This is a genomic window from Micromonospora sp. WMMD558 (genome assembly GCF_049315255.1).
Lineage (GTDB): Bacteria > Actinomycetota > Actinomycetes > Mycobacteriales > Micromonosporaceae > Micromonospora.
Window position 1 is genome coordinate 3,292,803 of record NZ_CP186061.1, and the last position, 18,691, is coordinate 3,311,493.

Annotated in this window: 12 protein-coding genes; 8 read left to right on the plus strand and 4 right to left on the minus strand. The window is 71.7% G+C overall.

Features of this window, described 5'->3' with window-relative positions; translation table 11 throughout:
* Nucleotides 1-8 precede the first annotated feature (8 nt).
* From ACN26Y_RS16085 to ACN26Y_RS16095, 3 genes are all read right to left on the minus strand, one after another.
* A complete protein-coding gene (locus tag ACN26Y_RS16085; RefSeq protein WP_422732958.1) occupies nt 9-1,427 on the minus strand; it encodes an alpha,alpha-trehalose-phosphate synthase (UDP-forming) in 1,419 nt (472 codons plus the stop codon).
* 200 nt (nt 1,428-1,627) lie between these two features.
* Nucleotides 1,628-2,440: a DUF308 domain-containing protein gene (locus tag ACN26Y_RS16090; RefSeq protein WP_155331051.1), complete on the minus strand. Its 813-nt coding sequence runs from the start codon at nt 2,438-2,440 to the stop codon at nt 1,628-1,630.
* A gap of 222 nt (nt 2,441-2,662) precedes the next feature.
* A complete protein-coding gene (locus ACN26Y_RS16095) occupies nt 2,663-4,033 on the minus strand; it encodes a serine hydrolase domain-containing protein (protein ID WP_230689018.1) in 1,371 nt (456 codons plus the stop codon).
* Between the two features lie 438 nt (nt 4,034-4,471).
* Between ACN26Y_RS16095 and ACN26Y_RS16100 the strand changes: the two genes are divergently transcribed.
* From ACN26Y_RS16100 to ACN26Y_RS16115, 4 genes are all read left to right on the plus strand, one after another.
* On the plus strand, nt 4,472-12,547 hold the full coding sequence (locus ACN26Y_RS16100) for a LamG-like jellyroll fold domain-containing protein (RefSeq protein WP_422732959.1): 8,076 nt from the start codon (nt 4,472-4,474) through the stop codon (nt 12,545-12,547).
* 143 nt (nt 12,548-12,690) lie between these two features.
* Nucleotides 12,691-13,251, plus strand: a complete 561-nt coding sequence (locus tag ACN26Y_RS16105) for a suppressor of fused domain protein (protein WP_422732960.1) — start codon at nt 12,691-12,693, stop codon at nt 13,249-13,251.
* A gap of 9 nt (nt 13,252-13,260) precedes the next feature.
* Nucleotides 13,261-13,557, plus strand: a complete 297-nt coding sequence (locus ACN26Y_RS16110; RefSeq protein ID WP_155331055.1) for a hypothetical protein — start codon at nt 13,261-13,263, stop codon at nt 13,555-13,557.
* A 429-nt stretch (nt 13,558-13,986) separates the two neighbouring features.
* Nucleotides 13,987-14,700, plus strand: a complete 714-nt coding sequence (locus ACN26Y_RS16115; protein ID WP_155334111.1) for a lysophospholipid acyltransferase family protein — start codon at nt 13,987-13,989, stop codon at nt 14,698-14,700.
* Nucleotides 14,701-14,719: 19 nt separating this feature from the next.
* Here ACN26Y_RS16115 and ACN26Y_RS16120 read toward each other — a convergent pair whose 3' ends face one another.
* Nucleotides 14,720-15,412, minus strand: a complete 693-nt coding sequence (locus ACN26Y_RS16120; RefSeq protein WP_155331056.1) for a Crp/Fnr family transcriptional regulator — start codon at nt 15,410-15,412, stop codon at nt 14,720-14,722.
* A 273-nt stretch (nt 15,413-15,685) separates the two neighbouring features.
* Here ACN26Y_RS16120 and ACN26Y_RS16125 point away from each other — a divergent pair, with 273 nt between their 5' ends.
* The 4 genes from ACN26Y_RS16125 to ACN26Y_RS16140 all read left to right on the plus strand — a co-directional run bounded on the left by ACN26Y_RS16125 (nt 15,686) and on the right by ACN26Y_RS16140 (nt 18,615).
* A complete protein-coding gene (locus tag ACN26Y_RS16125) occupies nt 15,686-16,192 on the plus strand; it encodes a polyadenylate-specific 3'-exoribonuclease AS (protein WP_155331057.1) in 507 nt (168 codons plus the stop codon).
* A 193-nt stretch (nt 16,193-16,385) separates the two neighbouring features.
* Nucleotides 16,386-17,414: a 6-phosphofructokinase gene (locus ACN26Y_RS16130; RefSeq protein WP_422732961.1), complete on the plus strand. Its 1,029-nt coding sequence runs from the start codon at nt 16,386-16,388 to the stop codon at nt 17,412-17,414.
* A 73-nt stretch (nt 17,415-17,487) separates the two neighbouring features.
* Nucleotides 17,488-18,306 (plus strand): pyrroline-5-carboxylate reductase, encoded by an 819-nt coding sequence (gene proC, locus ACN26Y_RS16135; RefSeq protein WP_155331059.1) that lies wholly within the window; start codon nt 17,488-17,490, stop codon nt 18,304-18,306.
* 153 nt (nt 18,307-18,459) lie between these two features.
* Nucleotides 18,460-18,615 carry a hypothetical protein gene (locus ACN26Y_RS16140; protein ID WP_422732962.1) on the plus strand — a complete coding sequence of 52 codons (156 nt, stop codon included), beginning with the start codon at nt 18,460-18,462 and terminating at the stop codon, nt 18,613-18,615.
* The last annotated feature ends 76 nt before the right edge of the window (nt 18,616-18,691 follow it).

An 18,691-nucleotide genomic window follows, 5' to 3' on the forward strand; every position in this document is an offset into this window, starting at 1 on the left:
GGACGCGATCAGCCCCCGGCGCCGAGCCGGCTGACCAGCGACCCGTCCTCGTCGAGCGCCGAGAGGTAGGACCGGGCCCAGGCGCGGATGTCGTGCTGGCGCAGGTGCGCGCGCATGGCCCGCATCCGCTCGTGGACGTCGTCCGGCGCGGCCCGCAGGGCCGCGAGCAGCCCCTGCTTGAGGCCCTCCAGGTCGTGCGGGTTCACCAGGTACGCCTGGGACAGCTCGGCGGCCGCGCCGGCGAACTCGCTCAGCAGCAGCGCCCCGCTGTCGTCGACCCGGGCGGCGACGTACTCCTTGGCCACCAGGTTCATGCCGTCCCGCAGCGGGGTCACCGCCATCACGTCGGCGATCCGGTACAGGGCCGCCAAATCGGCGCGGTCGAACGGCTGGGTCAGGTAGTGGATGGCCGGCTCGCCGACCCGCCCGAACTCGCCGTTGATCCGGCCGACCTCGCGCTCGACGCGCTCGCGGAGGATCTGGTACTGCCCGACCCGCTCCCGGCTCGGCACCGCCACCTGCACCAGCACCGTGTCCCGGACCTTGACGTGACCGTCGACGATCAGCTCGCTGTACGCCTTTAGCCGCTGCTCGATGCCCTTGGTGTAGTCCATCCGGTCGACGCTGAGGATCACCTGGTCGGGGCTGCCCAGGTCGCGGCGCAGCCGGGCGGCCCGCTCGGCGACGTCCGGCCGGGCGGCCAGGGCGGCCATCTCGGCGGTGTCGATGGAGACCGGGAAGGCCCCGATGCGCACCACCCGGTCGTCGACCGCGATGCGGCGGTCGGTGGCGGGCAGGCCGAGCACCTTCGCCGCGAGCTGGGCGAAGTTGTGCACCGCCTGGGCCCGCTGGAAGCCGACGAGGTCTGCGCCGAGCATGCCGCGCAGCAGTTCGGCCCGGCGGGGCAGTTGCATGAACAGTTCCGGCGGTGGGAAGGCGACGTGCAGGAAGAAGCCGATCCGCAGGTCCGGTCGCAGCGCCCGGAGCAGGCCCGGAACGAGCTGGAGGTGGTAGTCCTGCACCCACACCACGGCGCCGGGCTCGGCCACCTCGGCGGTCGCCTCCGCGAAGCGCTGGTTGACCCGCTGGTACGCCTCCCACCAGCGGCGGTGGTGCTCAGGCTGCTCTACGGCGTCGTGGTAGAGCGGCCACAGGGTGGCGTTGGCGAAGCCTTCGTAGTGGTCGCGCAGGTCCTCCGTGGTCAGCGCCACGGCGTGCATGCGGACGCCGTCGATGTCGGGCAGCACGGGGGCCGGTCCGGTGCCGCCGGCCCACCCCACCCAGGTGGCGGGGGTGTGCCGCAGGAGCGGGTGCAGCGCGCTGACCAGGCCGCCGGGGCTGCGGCGCCATTCGCACGCACCGTCCGGCGCCACACTGTCGTCGATGGGGAGGCGGTTGGCGACCACCACGAGGGAACTCTGTCGCATCTCGGGCGTTCCGATCTGCCGGGGAAGCGACCGCCGGTGCGAAGGGGGAGGAACGACCGGCAGTCAGCGGAGGGGACGTGACGGGCAGCGGTATTCCTACTGACCGTAAGTTACACCACTGTTACGCCCATGGTGGGGGAGTGGCCGTCCCGGGATGCGGGCGCAGTGACGGTGATCGAGGCGTCCGCTGGATCGGGCGGTCAGACGACCGCGCCGTCGTCCGGGTCCTGCTCGTCGCGGTCACCCGGCCGCAGCCGCCAGACCAGCGTGACGAAGCCCGCCAGGATGCCGGTGAATCCGAGCAGGGTGACCACGGACGGGTCGGCCGGGAACACCGTGGGGAACAGGAACAGCACGAAGCCGACCACGATGGCCAGCGTGCCGACCGCGGCGTACTTGGAGATCCGGGGCAGCGGTGGGGGCGGGGGCGGGGTGTACCGCTCCTCGTCCTCGTCGTCGGGGAGGTCCGCCCCGAAGGTGTCCAGCCCGTCCAGCAGCGACGGCGCGTCGTCCCGGCCCCGCCCGACGGTCACCCCGGAGATGTCGGCCGCGTACGGCAGCGGCCGGGCCTCGGTGACGGTCGGCTCGTCGACGCCGGGCCGACCCGGGCGGGTGTCGTCGACGTCCTCGGCGGCAGGCCACGGGTTGTCACCGGTCGGGGCGGTGGCGTGGAAACCGGCGACGATGCGGGCCCACTCGGCGTCGATGTCGGGCTCGTCGTCACGCGCGCGGTCGGTGGCGCCCTCGTCGGCGAGCTGGGTCAGGTAGTCGCGGGCGGTGGTCAGGTGCGAGCGGTCCACGTACAGGCGGTCGACCGGCCGGGACGGGACCGTGGTGGTGCGGGTGACCGGGTTCAGGTCGGCGGACGGTTGCAGGTACGCGGCGATGCCCCCGGCCGCCAGCACGTCCAGCAGGTGCTCGCCGACCCGGGGGTCGACGTCGCCGGCGACCGCGTACTCGGTCGCGTCGAGCCCGTTGTCCCGCCGCCCCCGGCGGGCGCCACCCGCTGACACCGGACAACCTCCTCAACGCGCGCCCGCGGCGCGCCACCTGAGCCCCCTCGGCGTCCCCACGCCGTGCCATGAATCGTGACACGTCGGCACCCGGTTCCGGGAGTGCGTTGTGTCGCGTCTTGCCCGTCAGGGGTCGCTCCGCTGGTGGCGGGCGCGGGTGTTTGTCCGTTTGTGCGCGGACCGCGCCCTCTGCCGGCGTGATCTCCGCCGCCGCGACTCGGCTCAGCGGGGGATCGCCGCGACGATGTCGGCGACGTCGACCCGGACCGGGTCCGGGTTCGCCCAGCTCCAGTTCGGGTGGGCGCGGTTGGTCAGCAGGACCAGGACCATCCGCCGGTCCGGGTCCACCACCAGGGAGGTGCCGGTGAAGCCGGTGTGCCCGAAGGTGCGCGGACCGCTCAGCCGGCCCATGAACCACGGCTGGTCGAGCACGACGCCGAGGCCGTGCGCGGCGGTACGGGTGGGCCGCTCGGGGTCGACGGCCGGCAGGCCGGCGTTGACGTTGGTGAGCATCTGCCGGGTGATCTCCTCGGAGAGGATCCGGACGCCCCGGTAGGCACCGCCGTTCAGCAGCAGCTCACCGATGACGGCCACCTCGGCGGGGGTGCTGAAGATGCCGGCGTGGCCGGCGATCCCGCCCATGTGGTTGGCGACATCGTCGTGCACCACCCCCCGGAGCAGCCCCCGCGACGAGCGCGCGTCGGTGGCGACGAGCCGGGCGGCCTGGTCGGCGGCGCTGAGCCAGGTCTTCGGGTTGAAGCCCGTGTACCGCAGGCCGAGCGGGCCGGTCAGCCCGGTCTTGAGCGCCTGGTCCAACCGTTGCCCGGTGACCTTCTCGACGAGGAACGCGAGGACCATCAGCCCGACGCTGGAGTACCGGAACACCGTGCCGGGCACGGCGCCGCTCACCAGGGGGGTGGCCAGGACGGCCGCCCGGCGGGCCGCGTCGTCGGGCAGGCCGGCGACCTTCGCCCCGACCGGCAGGCCGCTGGTGTGGGACAGCAGCATGGCGACGGTGACCTTGTCCTTGCCGGTGCCGGTGAAGCCGGGCAGGTAGTCCACCACCCGCGCGGACAGGTCGATCCGTCCCTTGTCGACCTGCTGCAACGCCAGGATCGAGGTGTAGACCTTGGTGATCGAGGCGAGGTCGAAGATCGAGTCGTACCGCATCGTCACCTGCTTCGACGCGGGCAGCAGGACCGGCCCGGCGTCGTAGCGCAGCGCCTTGCCGGTCACCGCCCGCGCCACCATGGCCCCGTTGACCAGGCACAGCGCGACCGCGCCCGCGTACGCCGGATGCTGCGGGTTGGCACGGGTCGGCGAGAGATGGCGGTCGAGTGTGATGATGACCAGCCGGCCCGCCGCGTTGGCGCCGCCGCGAACCGTCGCCCCGCTGGTCCCGGTGGCGTCCGGGGCGGCGATCCGTGCCGCCGCGGACCGGCTGGGCGCGGCCGACGCGCTCGCGCCCGCGCTCGCGGTGGGCGCGGCGGACGGGCCGGCGGTGGCCGACCGGGCCACCTCGCGGCAGCCGGCGACGGTCGCGGCGGCGACCGCGAGACCGATGCCGAGCACGGTACGACGGTGCAGGGACATGCGGCGCATCATGGCAGCTGCGGCCGAGCGAATCCAGCCTGCCCGGCCAGCCGCGGACATCGACGGCGACTGTGATTCACGTCATAGGCGAAGGCCGATGTGTTCCGGGGTCGGCGCGGCGTCCCGGCCGGGTAGGGTCACCGATCGTCACCAGGGCGGTGCACCGCCGTCGTCCGGGTGGGGCCGAGCCGCAGGTGGCGGCATCGGGCGCTGGAGCCCGCCCCGATCATGGCTGGTCCGCCCGCGGCGCTCGGTGACGGACGGAAGCCGGAAGAGTCCGACTCATCCGGCTCGGTGCGACGGATCCATTTCGGCGGTAGGTGTCCGCAAAGGATCACCGGTTCTACGGCTCGCCCAACTGCCTGTCAAGACATTGATCGCCGACGACGGATGTTCCTATGCTGCGCCAACTTTTCGGTTGCGAACACGGGGGCTGCCGTGGAAGAGCATCTGCGTACCGGTGTTTTCGTCTCGTTGGCGCGGGGGGTGTTCGCCCGCTGGGGGCGACGGGTGGCGTTGCTGCTGGCCGTCGTCCTGGCAGCGACCATGTCGGACGTTCCCGCCCGGGTCGAGCGGCCGGCCGTCGCGGCGCCGAAGCCGGCGGCGCAGCCGAAGCCCGCCTGCCCCGACGACCGGCCGGACGAGGTGTCCGCGGCGGTGGCGGCGCGGCTCTGCGGGGCCCGGGTCGAGGTGGCGAATCGGCGGTCCGAGACGACCCAGGTCTTCGCCAACGCGGACGGCACCCTGACCGAGGAGCAGGCCCTCGCCCCGGTCCGGGTCCGGCAGGGCGACACCTGGGTGCCCGTCGACCTCACCCTCCAGCGGCGGGCCGACGGCGTCGTGGCTCCGAAGGCGCACCCGCGCGGCCTCACCTTCGCCGGCGCCGCGCCCGGCGCCGGGGAGCACGAGGTGGCCTCGGTCGGCACCGGTTCCGAACGCGCGGTGGTCGGCTGGCCCGGTCCGCTTCCCGAGCCCGTCCTGAACGGCCGGACCGTCACCTACCCGGACGTGCGGCCGGGTGTCGACCTGGTCTTCCACGCCCACGCCACCGGCTACGAGCAGCACGTCGTGGTCAAGGACCGGGCGGGCCTCGCCCAGGTGCGCACGCTGAAGCTGCCGCTGCGCACCGGGAAGCTCACCGCGGCCCGCGACGGCATGGGCGGCCTGGTCTTCAAGAACTCGCGCGGTCGCCAGATCGGCCGGGCGCAGACGCCGCTCATGTGGGACGCGAAGGTCTCGCCGCTCTCCGGTGACCACGTCAACCACGCCCCGGTCGCGCTGCGGACGACGGCCGCCGGTGGCCGGACCGTCATGGAGCTGACCCCGGACAAGGACTTCCTCGCCCGACCCGACCTGACCTTCCCGGTGACCATCGACCCGCCGACGTCGCTGTCGCCGTCGTTCGACGCGTTCGTGCAGAACAGCTACTCCAGCGACCAGTCCGGGTCGAGCGACCTGAAGCTCGGCTACTCCAACGACGGCGGGACCTTCTACGCGCGGTCGTACCTGCGGTTCAACACCACCGGCTTCGGCGGCAGCCGGATCATCACCGCCAAGCTGCGGCTGTGGAACTACCACTCGTGGTCGTGCACCGCCGCGTCCTGGGAGGCCTGGCGCACCGACTACGTCGACTCCTCGGTCCGCTGGACCAATCAGCCCACCGCCCGGGCGAAGGTCGGCACCTCGACCGAGACCCGCGGCTACAACTCCTCCTGCGGCGACGGCTACGTCTACATCGAGGTCGGCGGCGCGCTCCAGCACAGCGCGGACAACAACCTCACCAGCGCCAGCGTCATGCTGCGCGCCACCTCGGAGACCTCGACGTCCGGCTGGAAGCGGTTCGACTCCGCCGAGGGCACCCACCCGCCGGTGGTGACCATCACCTACAACAGCGCACCGTCGGCGCCGACCGCGCTCGCCGTCGCCCCCTGCTACACCGCCTGCGGATCCGGGGCGCGGACCGCGTCGCTGCGGCCCACCCTCTCGGCGAAGCTCGCCGACGCGAACGCCGGTCAGACGCTCCAGGCCGAGTTCGTGGTGCGCAACAAGGCCACCCAGGCGGTGGTCAGCTCGTCCGGCCTGCGCTCCGGCAGCCCCGCCTGGACCAACGGCTCGACCGCCTCCTGGCAGGTGCCGGTCGACCTGGCCAACGGCACCCAGTACGAGTGGCAGGTCCGCGCCAAGGATCCGTGGAACCACGGCGCCTGGACGGCGTGGACACCGCTGACCGTCGACACCGACAAGCCCGGGGTGCCGTTCGTCGCGGCGACGATCTACCTCAACGACGGGCAGCCGCACGGCGGCGCCAGCCAGCCCGACACGTTCACCTTCACCCCCGCCAACGGCACCACCGACCTCGCGGCCTTCGTCTACAAGTTCGACTACGACAGCGCGGCGACGACCGTCGCCGCCACCGGCGCGAAGTCGGTGACCCTCGCACCCCGCGACGGCCACCGCACCCTGACCGTCCAGGCCAAGGACTCCGCCGGGAACCTGTCCAGCCCCAACCTGTACGTCTTCGACGCCGGCAACGCCGCCCTGGCCGAGCCGCTGCCCGGCGCGACCATCGTCAAGCGCACCAAGCTGCGGATCACCACTCCCGTCGCCGGCTACACCCGGACGTACTTCGAGTACCGGCGCGGTCCCGGCGGGGCGACCCTGCCGGTGCCCTCGGCCAACCTGACCTCCGCCACCGGCGCTCCGATCACCGCCACCGCCGCCAGCCCGGTCGCCCTGTCGTCCCTCGGCGGGTACGCGATCTGGAACGCCACCGACACCCTCGGCCTGGTCGGCGGCGTCGTCGAGGTGCGCGCGCACCTCTACACCGCCACCGGCACCACACCCGCGTACACCATCCCCTGGGTCCGGGTGACCGTCGACTCCAGCGGCGACGGCGCCGCCGACGACGAGGTCGGCCCCGGCTCGGTCAACCTGCTCACCGGCGACTACGCGCTCTCCTCCACCGACGCCGAGGAGCTGGGCCTGTCGGTCAGCCGTTCGGCCTCGTCGCGCAACCCGGCCGACGGCTACCAGCCGATGGCGGAGCGGCTCACCGCCAACCAGCAGCAGGTCTCCACCGACCTGACCGGCTTCACCGTCCCCGGCACGTCGTCCGCGGTGCGCTCCACCGCCCGCGGCCAGGGTGAGACGACCCCGGCCGACTCCCTGGAGATCACCCCGGTCACCACGACCAGCAACGACACCTACGTCGCGGTCGGCGGGGACAACGGCGGGCTACGGCTCAGCATGAGCCCGGGGAAGACGTACCGGATGACCGGCTGGATCCACGTGCCGGCCGCCACCGGGCTGGTACCCGCGCACACTCAGCGTGGCCTGCGGATCGTGGGCTTCCACAAGGTGGGCACCACCTACACCGAGGTCGCCTCCCAGATGGCCGGCTACACCGACGGCTGGCAGGAGCTGTCGGTCGACATGACCGTGCCGGCCGGGGCCACCGAGGCGTTCTTCCGGCTCTACAACGGCATGCAGGGCGGCTCCGGCCGCAAGGTCTACTGGGACAACCTCTCCGTCACCGAGATCGTCGCCCCGTTCGGCCCGTCCTGGACCGGGGGCGCGACCGGCGGCGCGGCGGACGTCGACTACACCACCGTCACGCTGCCGGAGCCCTCGCTGGCCCGGGTCAACACCATCGGCGGCGGCTGGATCACCTTCGCCAAGAACCCCGACGGCACCACCTTCACGCCGGAGCCCGGCGCCGAAGGGCTGGTGCTGAGCAAGGTCGGCAGCACCGCGTACCGGCTCAGCGAGCTGGACGGCACGGTCACCGAGTTCACCCAGCAGGGCGGAATGTGGGCGGCCACCTCGTCGTGGACGCCCGAGTCGGACACCACCTCCCGCTACGTCTATGACACGGCGGGCAGCCGACTGCTGCTCAAAAAGGTCATCAACCCGGTCGAGCCGGGCGTTGACGACACCCACAACTGCACCGCCGCCACCCCGGCGCGCGGCTGTGAGGTGCTCGAGTACGAGTACGCCACGTCCACCGCAGCCGGACTCAGCCAGACCGCCTTCGGTGACTACACCGACCGGGTCTCCGGGGTGAAGCTGTGGGCGTGGGACCCGGACACCTCCGCGATGACCGCCACCCAGGTCACCCGCTACGCGTACGACAACCTGGGCCAGCTCCGTGAGGTGTGGGACCCGCGGGTCAGCCCCGCGCTGAAGACCATCTACGAGTACGCCGGCGGCCGGGTCACCAAGATCACCCCCGCCGGCGAACTGCCCTGGCACGTCGACTACGGCAACCCTGACGTCGACTCCGCCGCCCTGCGCTGGGACCTCGACGCCGGCTCCGGCACGAGCGTCGCCGACTCCTCCGGCGGCGGCCGCACCGGCACCATGGCCTCCGGTGTCTTCTGGGCGCAGGGCAACGACCCGGACAACCCGGCCGACCGGGCAGCCGGGTTCACCGGCGGCACCGGCCAGCAGATCAGCGTGGCCGGCACCGCCCTGTCCAACACGTCCTCCTACACCGTCTCGGCATGGGTCCGGTTGACCGACAAGTCCGTCAACCGGACCGCCGTGTCCAAGGACGGGTCGCGGACCAGCGGCTTCTTCCTCAACTACGTCGCCGCCGACGACCGGTTCGCGTTCTCCCGGGTCAGCGCCGACAGTGACAGCGCCACCCCGGTCCGGGCCACCTCGAACACCGCGCCGGTGCTCGGTAAGTGGACGCACCTGGCCGGCGTCTACGACACCGCAAGCGGCCGGATGAAGCTGTACGTCGACGGCGTCCTCCAGACGACCACCGCCGCGGTCGGCGGCTGGAACGCCACCGGCGGGTACGTGGTCGGCCGGGCCAAGTGGGCCGGGGCCGCCGCGAACATCTGGCACGGCGGCGTCGACGACGTCCGCATCTACGGCAAGGCGCTCACCGACGCCCAGGTCGCCGACCTGGCCGGGGACGAGAACGCCGGCAAGCTGCTCAAGGTGCGCCGCCCCGCGCTCCAGCAGGGCTCGACGACGGCCACCGACGGTGAGATCGGCACCACCGTCGTCTACAACGTGCCGCTCACCCAGGGCGCCGGAGGTCCGTACAACCTCGACTCCGCCGCCATCTCCACCTGGGGCCAGGTCGACCTGCCGACCGACGCGACCGCCGTGTTCGGTCCGGAGGACGACCCGGGCCGCAGCAGCGCCACCCCGGCCGCGCCGGGCACCAACGGCTACCGGTATGCCACGGTCCACTACCTGTCCGCCGGTGGCAAGGAGGTCAACACCGCCACCCCGGGCGGCCACATCGACACCCAGGAGTACGACCGGTTCGGCAACGTCGTCCGGACGCTGGAGGCCACCGACCGGGCGCTGGCTCTGGGCACCCTGCCCGGCGCCGACGCCTACCTGGCCGAGCTGGGCCTGGCCGGCTCGGACACGGCGACGCGGGCGCTTGCCCTGTCCACCATCAGCACGTACAGCTCCGACGGGGTCGACCTGCTGGAGATGCTCGGTCCGACGGCCACGATGGTCCTCGAGAACCCGGTCGCCGACCCGGACGGCACCGGGCCGCTGGAGGTCATCCCGGCGGGCGCGACGGTCATCGGGCGGGTGCACGCCGTCAACAAGTACGACGAGGGCAAGCCGGACGGCGCCGCGTACCACCTGGTCACCACCGAGAGCGAGGGCGCGCAGATCGTCGGCTACCCGGACGCCGACGTGCGCGTCAGCAAGAACGGCTACGACGCCGAGCACGGTGGTGTATCCGGCTGGATCCTGAAGACCCCCACGAAGGTGGTCGCCGACGCCGGTACCGGCGGGGAGAACCTCACCGCGTACGCCGTCTTCAACGCCGCCGGTCAGGTACTCCAGTCGTGGGGTATCGGCTCGTCCGGCGCGGACGCCCGGGCCAACGAGATCATCTACTACACGGCCGGGGCCAACGCCCAGGACAGCGCGTGCGGCAACCGGCCGGAGTGGGCCGGCGAGCCGTGCGTGACCCGGGCGGTCGGCGCGGTCACCGGGCACGACCCGACCCGCATGACCACCGAGCTGCCGGTCCGGCGGGTCGTCGCGTACACGCGCTACGGCGACGAGGCCGTGGTGGCCGAGACGGCGGCCGGCAAGACCCGCACCACGACCACGACGTACGACGCCGCGACCCGGGTGACCAGCACCGCGATCACGTCCGACGAGGGCACGCCGGTCGAGGCGGTGACCACCACCTACAGCCCGACCTCGGGTGACGTCACCGTGACCACGATGGGCACCGCGACCATCACCCGCGAATACGACCTGCTGGGCCGGCTCGCGTCGTACACCGACGCCGACGGCGGCACCACGGTCAACGAGTTCGACCGGTTCGGCAAGGCCGTCAAGGTGTCCGACCCGACCGGCCACGCCACCTTCACCTACGACCGGGCGGCCGAGCCGCGCGGCCTGCTGACCAGCGTCACCGACAGCATCGCCGGCACCTTCTCGGCGAAGTACGCCCCGGACGGGCAGCTCACCGAGCTGAAGTACCCCGGTGGTCTGACCCGGACCGACCGGTTGGACGCCAACCTGCAACCGGTGGAGCGCACTTACACCCGCGACTCGGACGGCGCGGTGGTCTTCTCCGAGTCGGTGGCGGAGAACACCGCCAGCCAGTGGGTCAACCACACCTACACCGGCGGCAGCAAGACCTACCGGTACGACCGGCTGGGCCGGCTGGTGCGCGCCCAGCACGACAGCGCGATCACCGAGGGGTGCCTCACCCGGACGTACGCCTACGACGACCGGACGAACCGCACCGGAAGCACCAGCTTCGCCCCGGCGGCCGACGGCACCTGCGAGGAGTCAACGGCGACCGCCAGCCGGATCCACACGTACGACACTGCGGACCGGCTCACCGACGACGGGTACGTCTACGACGCCTTCGGCCGGACGACGGCGCTGCCGGGCGGCCTGGTCAACAGCTACTTCGCCAACGACCTGGTACAGCGCCAGCAGCTGGACGACGCGCGGCAGACGTGGACGCTGGACCCTGCGCACCGGTTCCGCGCGTACACCACCGAGACGCTGGTCGACGGCAACTGGGTCGGCGCGACGTCGAAGCTGAACCACTACGGCGACGACTCCGACGAGCCGCGGTGGATCGTCGAGGACACCACGCTGGGCAGCATCACCCGCAACGTGTCCGGGCCGGACGGCGACCTGGCCGCCACCACCTCGGCCACCGGCGACGTCGTACTTCAACTGACGAACCTGCACGGTGACGTGGCGGCGACGGTCGACACGGCGCTGACCGAGCCGGAGTTCTTCGACTACGACGAGTTCGGCGTGCCGATGGCCGGGCAGGCCGACCAGCGGTACGGTTGGCTGGGCGGGAAGCAGCGCTCGGGCGAGGCGATGGGCGACGTCATCCTGATGGGCGTCCGCCTCTACAGCCCCGGCATCGGCCGGTTCCTCCAGGTGGACCCAATCGACGGCGGCAACGCCACGGCGTACGACTACTGCGCCGGCGACCCCGTCAACTGCACCGACCTGGACGGCAAGTGGGGCTGGGGCAGCATCAAGAAGGGGCTGTCGAAGGTCGCCAAGGTGGCCTCGTACGCCTCGATGATCCCCGGCCCGATCGGCACGATCGCCGGCGTGGTGTCCGCCGTGTCGTACGCGGCCACCGGCAACTGGCGGGAGGCGGCCTGGGCGTTCGCGGGAGCGGCGGCGGCCGTCGTCGGCGCCGGAGCGGCGGTGAAGGGCGCCCGCCTCGCCGTGAACAGTGCCCGCGCCGCCTACAAGGCGCGTAAGGCCAGCAAGGTTCGTCGTGCCTACAAGGGCCGTCACCGGAGCCGCTGCAACTCCTTCGTCCCGGACACTCCGGTCCGCATGGCCGACGGAAACTACCTGCCGATCGGCGCGCTGGGGATCGGTGACCAGGTGGCGGCAGTCGATCCGACGACCGGCGACGTCACGGCCCAGCCGGTGCTTGAGGTCTTCGTCGGCCAGGGCAGCAGGCGGCTCATCGGGATCGATCTCGACGAGGGGGCTGACGGCGTCCTCACCGCCACGGCGGAGCATCCGGTGTGGGTGGTCGGCAGGGGCTGGGTCCGCGCCGACGACGTGCACGTCGGCGACGTCGTCACGGACGGCTACGACAACGAGAAGACCGTCGTACGGGTCGTGGACTACGGCTGGGTGCAGGACAGCGAGGTGTACAACCTCAATGTCGCGACCGTCCACACGTTCCTCGTCGCTGTCGACGGAGCGGACGTCCTCGTTCACAACAACAGCGCCCACTGCAAGCGCCCGAGAGGGTTCCGCGGCGGGGTGGCGAAGAAGGTCCTGGCGAAGTCCAGGGACGCGAGCGGCATTCCGCGTTGTTCCACGTGTGGGATCAAGATCGGCGGAACCGTCAAGCAGGGTAAGCGGACCTTCCGCGACTGGGACATCGATCACATCTTCAAGGTCCGCAAGCTCAAGAAGCGGGTGTGGGCGACTCGAAAGGCGTTCCTGGACGCCTACAACCACCTGTCGAACCTGCGGGCCCGGTGCCAGCGGTGCAACAGGCGCGATCAATAGCTGATCTTCTTGCCACCGACTGTTTCCGGCGAGCACCCCGGTCTCGGCCCACGCCGGGGCCGGGGTAGCCTCGCCTCGGCGAGGGGATGGAGGGGAGGGCCACGATGGTGAGGTTCAACCGCCGTCCATCGGACGGTGCGGAGGTGGCGCGACACCTCCGCAGACATCTCGGTACGCCGTTCAGTGAGCTTGAGGAGTCTGTCGGCGGTGGCGTGAAGGTGCGCCTCGCCGGGTTCGCGGACGTTCCGGGTGACGAGCAGGTGACCCTCGTTACCCAGGGCCTGGCGGGCGCCGCGCGGCGCGGCGGCTGGGCGCGGAGCGACGGGTACGCACAGGAACTGGTCTTCGTCTTCGACCGGCGGCATTTTGGCGAAGAGATCCTCGACTTCGTTCTAACGTGCGCTCGGCGATTCGTCGAACAGCGGCAGCTCCTGTCCTGGACGGAACCCGTACGGCTGAACGCGCCGGTTCCCTCCAGCACCGAACTGCGTTTCCTGCTCCCCACTCCCGCCGCCCTGTTCGACGACGACTTCCAGTTCGTGGCCGAGCGGGACGGGGAGACGAACTTCTGTCTCCTCGTGCCCGCTTATGCCGTCGAAGCCGAGTTCCTTGCCGCGAACGGGCCGGATGCCCTCTACGACGCCCTGGAAGAGCACGAGGTCGACGTTTCTGACCTGGGGCGCGCTGTGCTGTCCGCAGCGTGATCCCACCGAGTGGTCGACATCAGCGGGCTGAGTGGCGCGCGGCGGTTTGACGGTTGGGTTGTCGTCACAGCGGTGGTCGCGGATCCGAGGGGAGCGTGCGAGGCCGTCCAGGTTCTCGTCGCCGATAAGAGCACCGGTGCCGCAGTCCGACGCTTGCGATCCAATGGCTATCGCAAGGTCGGCACCCGGCTCGGCACCATGCAGATCGACGACACCTCGGCCCATCTGGCGACCGCTGCCCCCGGGAACGTCTTTGAGCGCGAATGGCTGAAGAAAGGGGAGTGGCTGGCCGTCACCTCGCTGTAGAGGACGGCCAGATGCGACCGTACGGTCACCGCCCGGCGCTGCGTAGGTTGCTGGATGACGGTCGGCGGGGTTCGCGGAGGTTCCGGGGAAGCGGAAGGGTGGCGTGAGGATTGACCCGGAGGCGGACGGTCTGGCGGCCGACATCCGGAGTTGCGCGGCGGAGCGTGACCTGGTGCCCGCCGTGGAGGTGCGGACGAGCGACGGGCGACCGGTTCTCCGGGGTGGAATATGTCGCGACGGCCAGGTCGAGCGGCGACGGGCTGGACGAGTGGGAGAGGGCGCTCCTCCGGGGCGCCACAGGTGGTGTGACGGGAAAGTTGATCGGTCGTCCGTTGTGGCGGAGGGCCGGTGCTCCGTAGGCTCGTCGGCGACGGCAGCGCTCCCGGGGACGGGTCGCTGTCGCGGGCAACCCCACGGGAAAGGACGCCGGTGCTGTACTGGCTGCTGAAGTACGTCATCCTCGGGCCGCTGCTGAAGCTGATCTTCCGCCCGCAGGTGGAGGGCCTGCACCACGTACCGGCGACCGGCCCGGTGATCCTCGCCAGCAACCACCTCTCCTTCTCCGACTCGATCTTCACCCCGCTGATCGTGCCGAGGAAGGTCACCTTCGTCGCCAAGGCGGAGTACTTCACCGGCAAGGGCCTCAAGGGGTGGCTGACCAAGATGTTCTTCGTCGGCACCGGCACCATCCCGGTGGACCGCTCCGGCGGCCGGGCCGCCCGGGCGGCGCTGGACACCCAGCTCAAGGTGCTGCGGGCCGGTGGGGTCGCGGGCATCTACCCGGAGGGCACCCGTTCGCCGGACGGGCGGCTCTACCGGGGCAAGACCGGCGTTGCCCGGCTCGCGCTGGAGAGCGGCGCCCCGGTGGTGCCGGTGGTGATGCTCAACCTGGACGAGATCCAGCCGCCGGGCAAGATCATCCCGAAGGTGCAGCGGGTGCGCATCCGGTTCGGCCCGCCGCTGGACTTCTCCCGCTACGCCGGGATGGCGAGCGACCGGTTCGTCGAGCGCGCGGTCACCGACGAGATCATGTACGAGCTGATGGAGCTGTCCGGCCGCGAGTACGTCGACATGTACGCCCAGAAGGCGAAGTCGGTGCCTCCGCCGCCCGCGCCGAAGCCCCGCGAGCCGATCGCGGCCTGACGGCGGCGTCGCCCGACGGTCAGCGTTCGCTCATGCCGGCGCGGCGACGCAGCGACGCCACGTCGGTGACCACGATGCGGCGGCCCTCGGTGCGCAGCCAGCCCCGGCTGGCGAACGAGCCGATCGCCTGGTTGACGCTCTGCCGGGAACCGCCGGCCATCTCGGCGAGCTGGCTCTGGTTGAGCTCGATGGTGATCATCGGCGCCTGGCTCTCGCCGGCGAGGCGGACCAGCGTCTTGGCGACGCGGCCGGGCAGGTCGAGGAAGACGTGGTCGGCGTTCTGCTCGGTCAGGCGGCGGATCAGGGCGCCGAGGGAACGCATCACCGCGTCGAGGATGCGCGGGTTGGAGTGCACCAGTTCCATGAACGCGCCGCGGGACAGCGCGAGGGCCGAGCAGTCCTCGATGGCCTCGGCCGACGCGGAGCGGGTGGAGGCGTCGAGCAGGGACACCTCGCCCAGCACGTCCGGCGGCCGGATCACCGACAGCACGGCCCGCTCGCCGGTCGGTGCGGTGCGGAAGACGGCGACCGCGCCTCGCCGCAGCACGATCAGCGACTCGCCGGGATCGTTCTCGACGAAGAGCAGCTGCCCCTTGCGGTACGTGCGCGGGACGGCCGCCGCGATCACGCGTTGCCGGACCTCCGGCTCGAGGCCGGCGAACATCTCGACACCCGTGAGCGCGTCACCCGGCTCCGGAAGGCGCACCTCCACGGCCCAACCCCTCCCCGGTCAAGGACCACAACTCGCTCACCGGGTGAACCTGACGGGCCCCCCGCCCAGGTGCTCCGACACCTCCGGTAGCGGTACACATCAGATCATGACGGTCCGGTCGCTTGCTGTACACCCCTCAATTCATCTCCGTGACGTTCGAGGCGTACTCGAGGCCGTCCCTCATCCCCGTCGTGACCTGCGCGAACGTGCCGGAGGTCGGGCTGTCGCCACCCGCCCGGCGCGGCGGCGGGGGCGTACGCGAGGATGGCGGTGATGGTCTACCGCTACTTCTACGACTGTGAGTTCATCGAGGACGGCCGCATCGTCGATCTCGTGTCGATCGGCGTCGTCGACGAGTACGGCCGCGAGTTCTATGCCGTCTCCACCGAGTTCGACGACTCCCGGGCCGTGCCGTGGGTGCGCCGCAACGTGCTCGACAAGCTTCCGTCGCCGGCCGACCGGGCTTGGCGTTCCCGGGAGCGGATCCGGGACGACCTGCTGGACTTCCTCCTCGAGCCGGTGCGCGACCGTCCGGGCGAGCAGATCGAGCTCTGGGCCTGGTACGCGGCGTACGACCATGTGGCTCTCGCGCAGCTCTGGGGCCCGATGACCGCGCTGCCCCGCGAGATCCCCCGGTTCACTAAGGAACTGCGCCAGGTCTGGGACGACCGGGGCCGCCCGCCACTGCCGGAGGCCGAGGCGGCCCGGCACGACGCGCTGGTCGACGCGCGGCACAACCTGCTGCGGTGGCGCGCCATGACCGGACCCGGTGGGCGCTGACCGGGCGGCCGGAAAGCCCAGGTCAGCAGCTACTGGACGGTAACCGGGCCGCGGTGCCGGCGGACACCCGCGCGGACTACAGTGCGCACTGACGGCCCGCCCCGGGCCGGCAACGGCGCCGATGGTCTGTTCTTGACACCTATCCTGGGGCTTACCGGGCTTCACCCAATGCTCCCAGGAGGATGAGCAGATCATGCGTATCGGCGTGCTCACCGGCGGCGGCGACTGCCCAGGTCTCAACGCGGTGATCCGGGCGGTGGTCCGCAAGGGCGTCACCAACTACGGTCACGAGTTCGAGGGTTTCCGGGACGGCTGGAAGGGCCCCCTGGAGGGCCTGTCCCGCCCGCTGGGCATCGCGGAGGTCCGCGGCATCCTGCCGCGCGGCGGCACCATCCTCGGCTCGTCCCGCACCAACCCGTTCAAGATCGAGAACGGCGTCGAGCGGATCAAGGAGAACCTCGCCGCGCAGGGCGTGGACGCGCTCATCGCGATCGGCGGTGAGGACACCCTCGGCGTGGCGACCAAGCTGCACGAGCTGGGCGTCCACGTCATCGGCGTGCCGAAGACGATCGACAACGACCTCGGCGCCACCGACTACACCTTCGGCTTCGACACCGCGGTGAACATCGCCATGGAGGCGATCGACCGGCTGCACACCACCGCCGAGAGCCACCACCGCACCCTGGTCGTCGAGGTGATGGGCCGGCACGCCGGCTGGATCGCCCTGCACGCCGGCCTCGCCGGTGGCGCCAACGTGATCCTGCTGCCGGAGCGGCAGTTCGACGTCGACCAGGTCGCCGGCTACGTCGAGAAGCGCTTCCAGCACCAGTACGCCCCGATCGTCGTGGTCGCCGAGGGCGCCCACCCGCTCGAGGGTCAGATGGTCCTGCACAACCAGGAGCTGGACGCGTTCGGCCACGTCCGCCTCGGCGGCATCGGCCAGTGGCTGGCCGAGCAGCTGGAGGCCAAGACCGGCAAGGAGGCCCGCACGGTCGTGCTCGGTCACATCCAGCGCGGCGGCACCCCGACCGCGTTCGACCGGGTGCTCGCCACCCGGCTCGGCCTGCAGGCCATCGACGCCGCCCACGAGGGCGACTGGGGCAAGATGGTCGCCATGCAGAGCACGGACATCGTCCGCGTCCCGCTGGCGGAGGCCACCCGGGAGCTGAAGACCGTGCCGCTGGAGCGGTACGCCGAGGCCGAGGTCTTCTTCGGCAGCTGATCCGTCCCACGGCGACGCGGCGGGCCCCCGGGTCCGCCGCGCGCCGGCTTCACGGCGAGAGGGGTACGGCCCGATGGCGGGTTCGGTGCACACGGTCGCGGTCATCGGGGCCGGCAAGATCGGCGAGCTGATGCTCTCCGGGCTGCTGCGTTCGGGCTGGCCGGTGGACCGCCTGCTGGCCACCGCCCGGCGGCCGGCCCGGGCGGAGGAGCTCGCCGCCCGCTACGGCGTCCGGGTGGTCGACAACCTGACCGCGGTGGACGAGGCCGAGGTGCTCGCGATCTCGGTCAAGCCGCAGGACGCCGGCGTGCTGCTGGAGGAGATCGGGCCCAAGGTGCCGGCCGACAAGCTGGTCATCTCGCTCTGCGCCGGCCTGCCGACCACCTTCTTCAGCCGGCGGCTGCCCGACGGCACCCCGGTGGTGCGGGTGATGACCAACACCCCGGCCCTGGTCGACGAGGCGATGACCGCCATCTCCGCCGGGGCGCACGCCACGGGCACGCACCTGGCCCTCGCCGAGGAGATGTTCAAGCCCCTCGGCGCCACCATCCGGGTGCCCGAGTCGCAGCAGGACGCGGTGACGGCACTGTCCGGCTCCGGCCCGGCGTACTTCTACCTGCTGGTCGAGGCGATGATCGACGCGGGCATCCTGCTCGGCCTGCCCCGGCAGGTCGCGCACGAGCTGATCGTGCAGACCGCGATCGGGTCCGCGGTCATGCTGCGTGACTCCGGCGAGCACCCGGTCAAGCTGCGCGAGGCGGTCACCTCGCCGGCCGGCACCACCATCTCCGCCATCCGCGAGTTGGAGAAGCACGGCGTGCGGGCGGCGCTGCTGGCCGCGCTGGAGGCCGCCCGCGACCGCGCCCGGGAGCTCGCCGCCCAGGCCGACTGAGGCTTACCCTGGGTTGATCCACTCACCGGCGGCTGCTCGCCGCCGGTGTCCGGCCCCCGCCGGTCCATTTGCCCGTGGGGTTCGTCGGCTGAGGTGCCCGACCGAGGCCGCGACGCAGGCGATTTGCGGTAGACGTACGGGCGGGAGCTGCGATTGGCCGAGTTCGACATCCAGATCCAGGCGCCGGTCTTCCTCCGGGTGATGACCGCAGGCCTCCGGTGCCGGCAGGTCTGCCCGCCGCCACCGGTCGCGATCGCTGGTCTACCTGCAGGTGGGCGCCGCACCGGCATGACCACCGATGCCGACTGACGGTCCGGTCGGCGGAGTTCAACTGTCGGTGATCCGTCTCGTGTGTCGATCGACGGGCGATCTGATCCGCACGGTC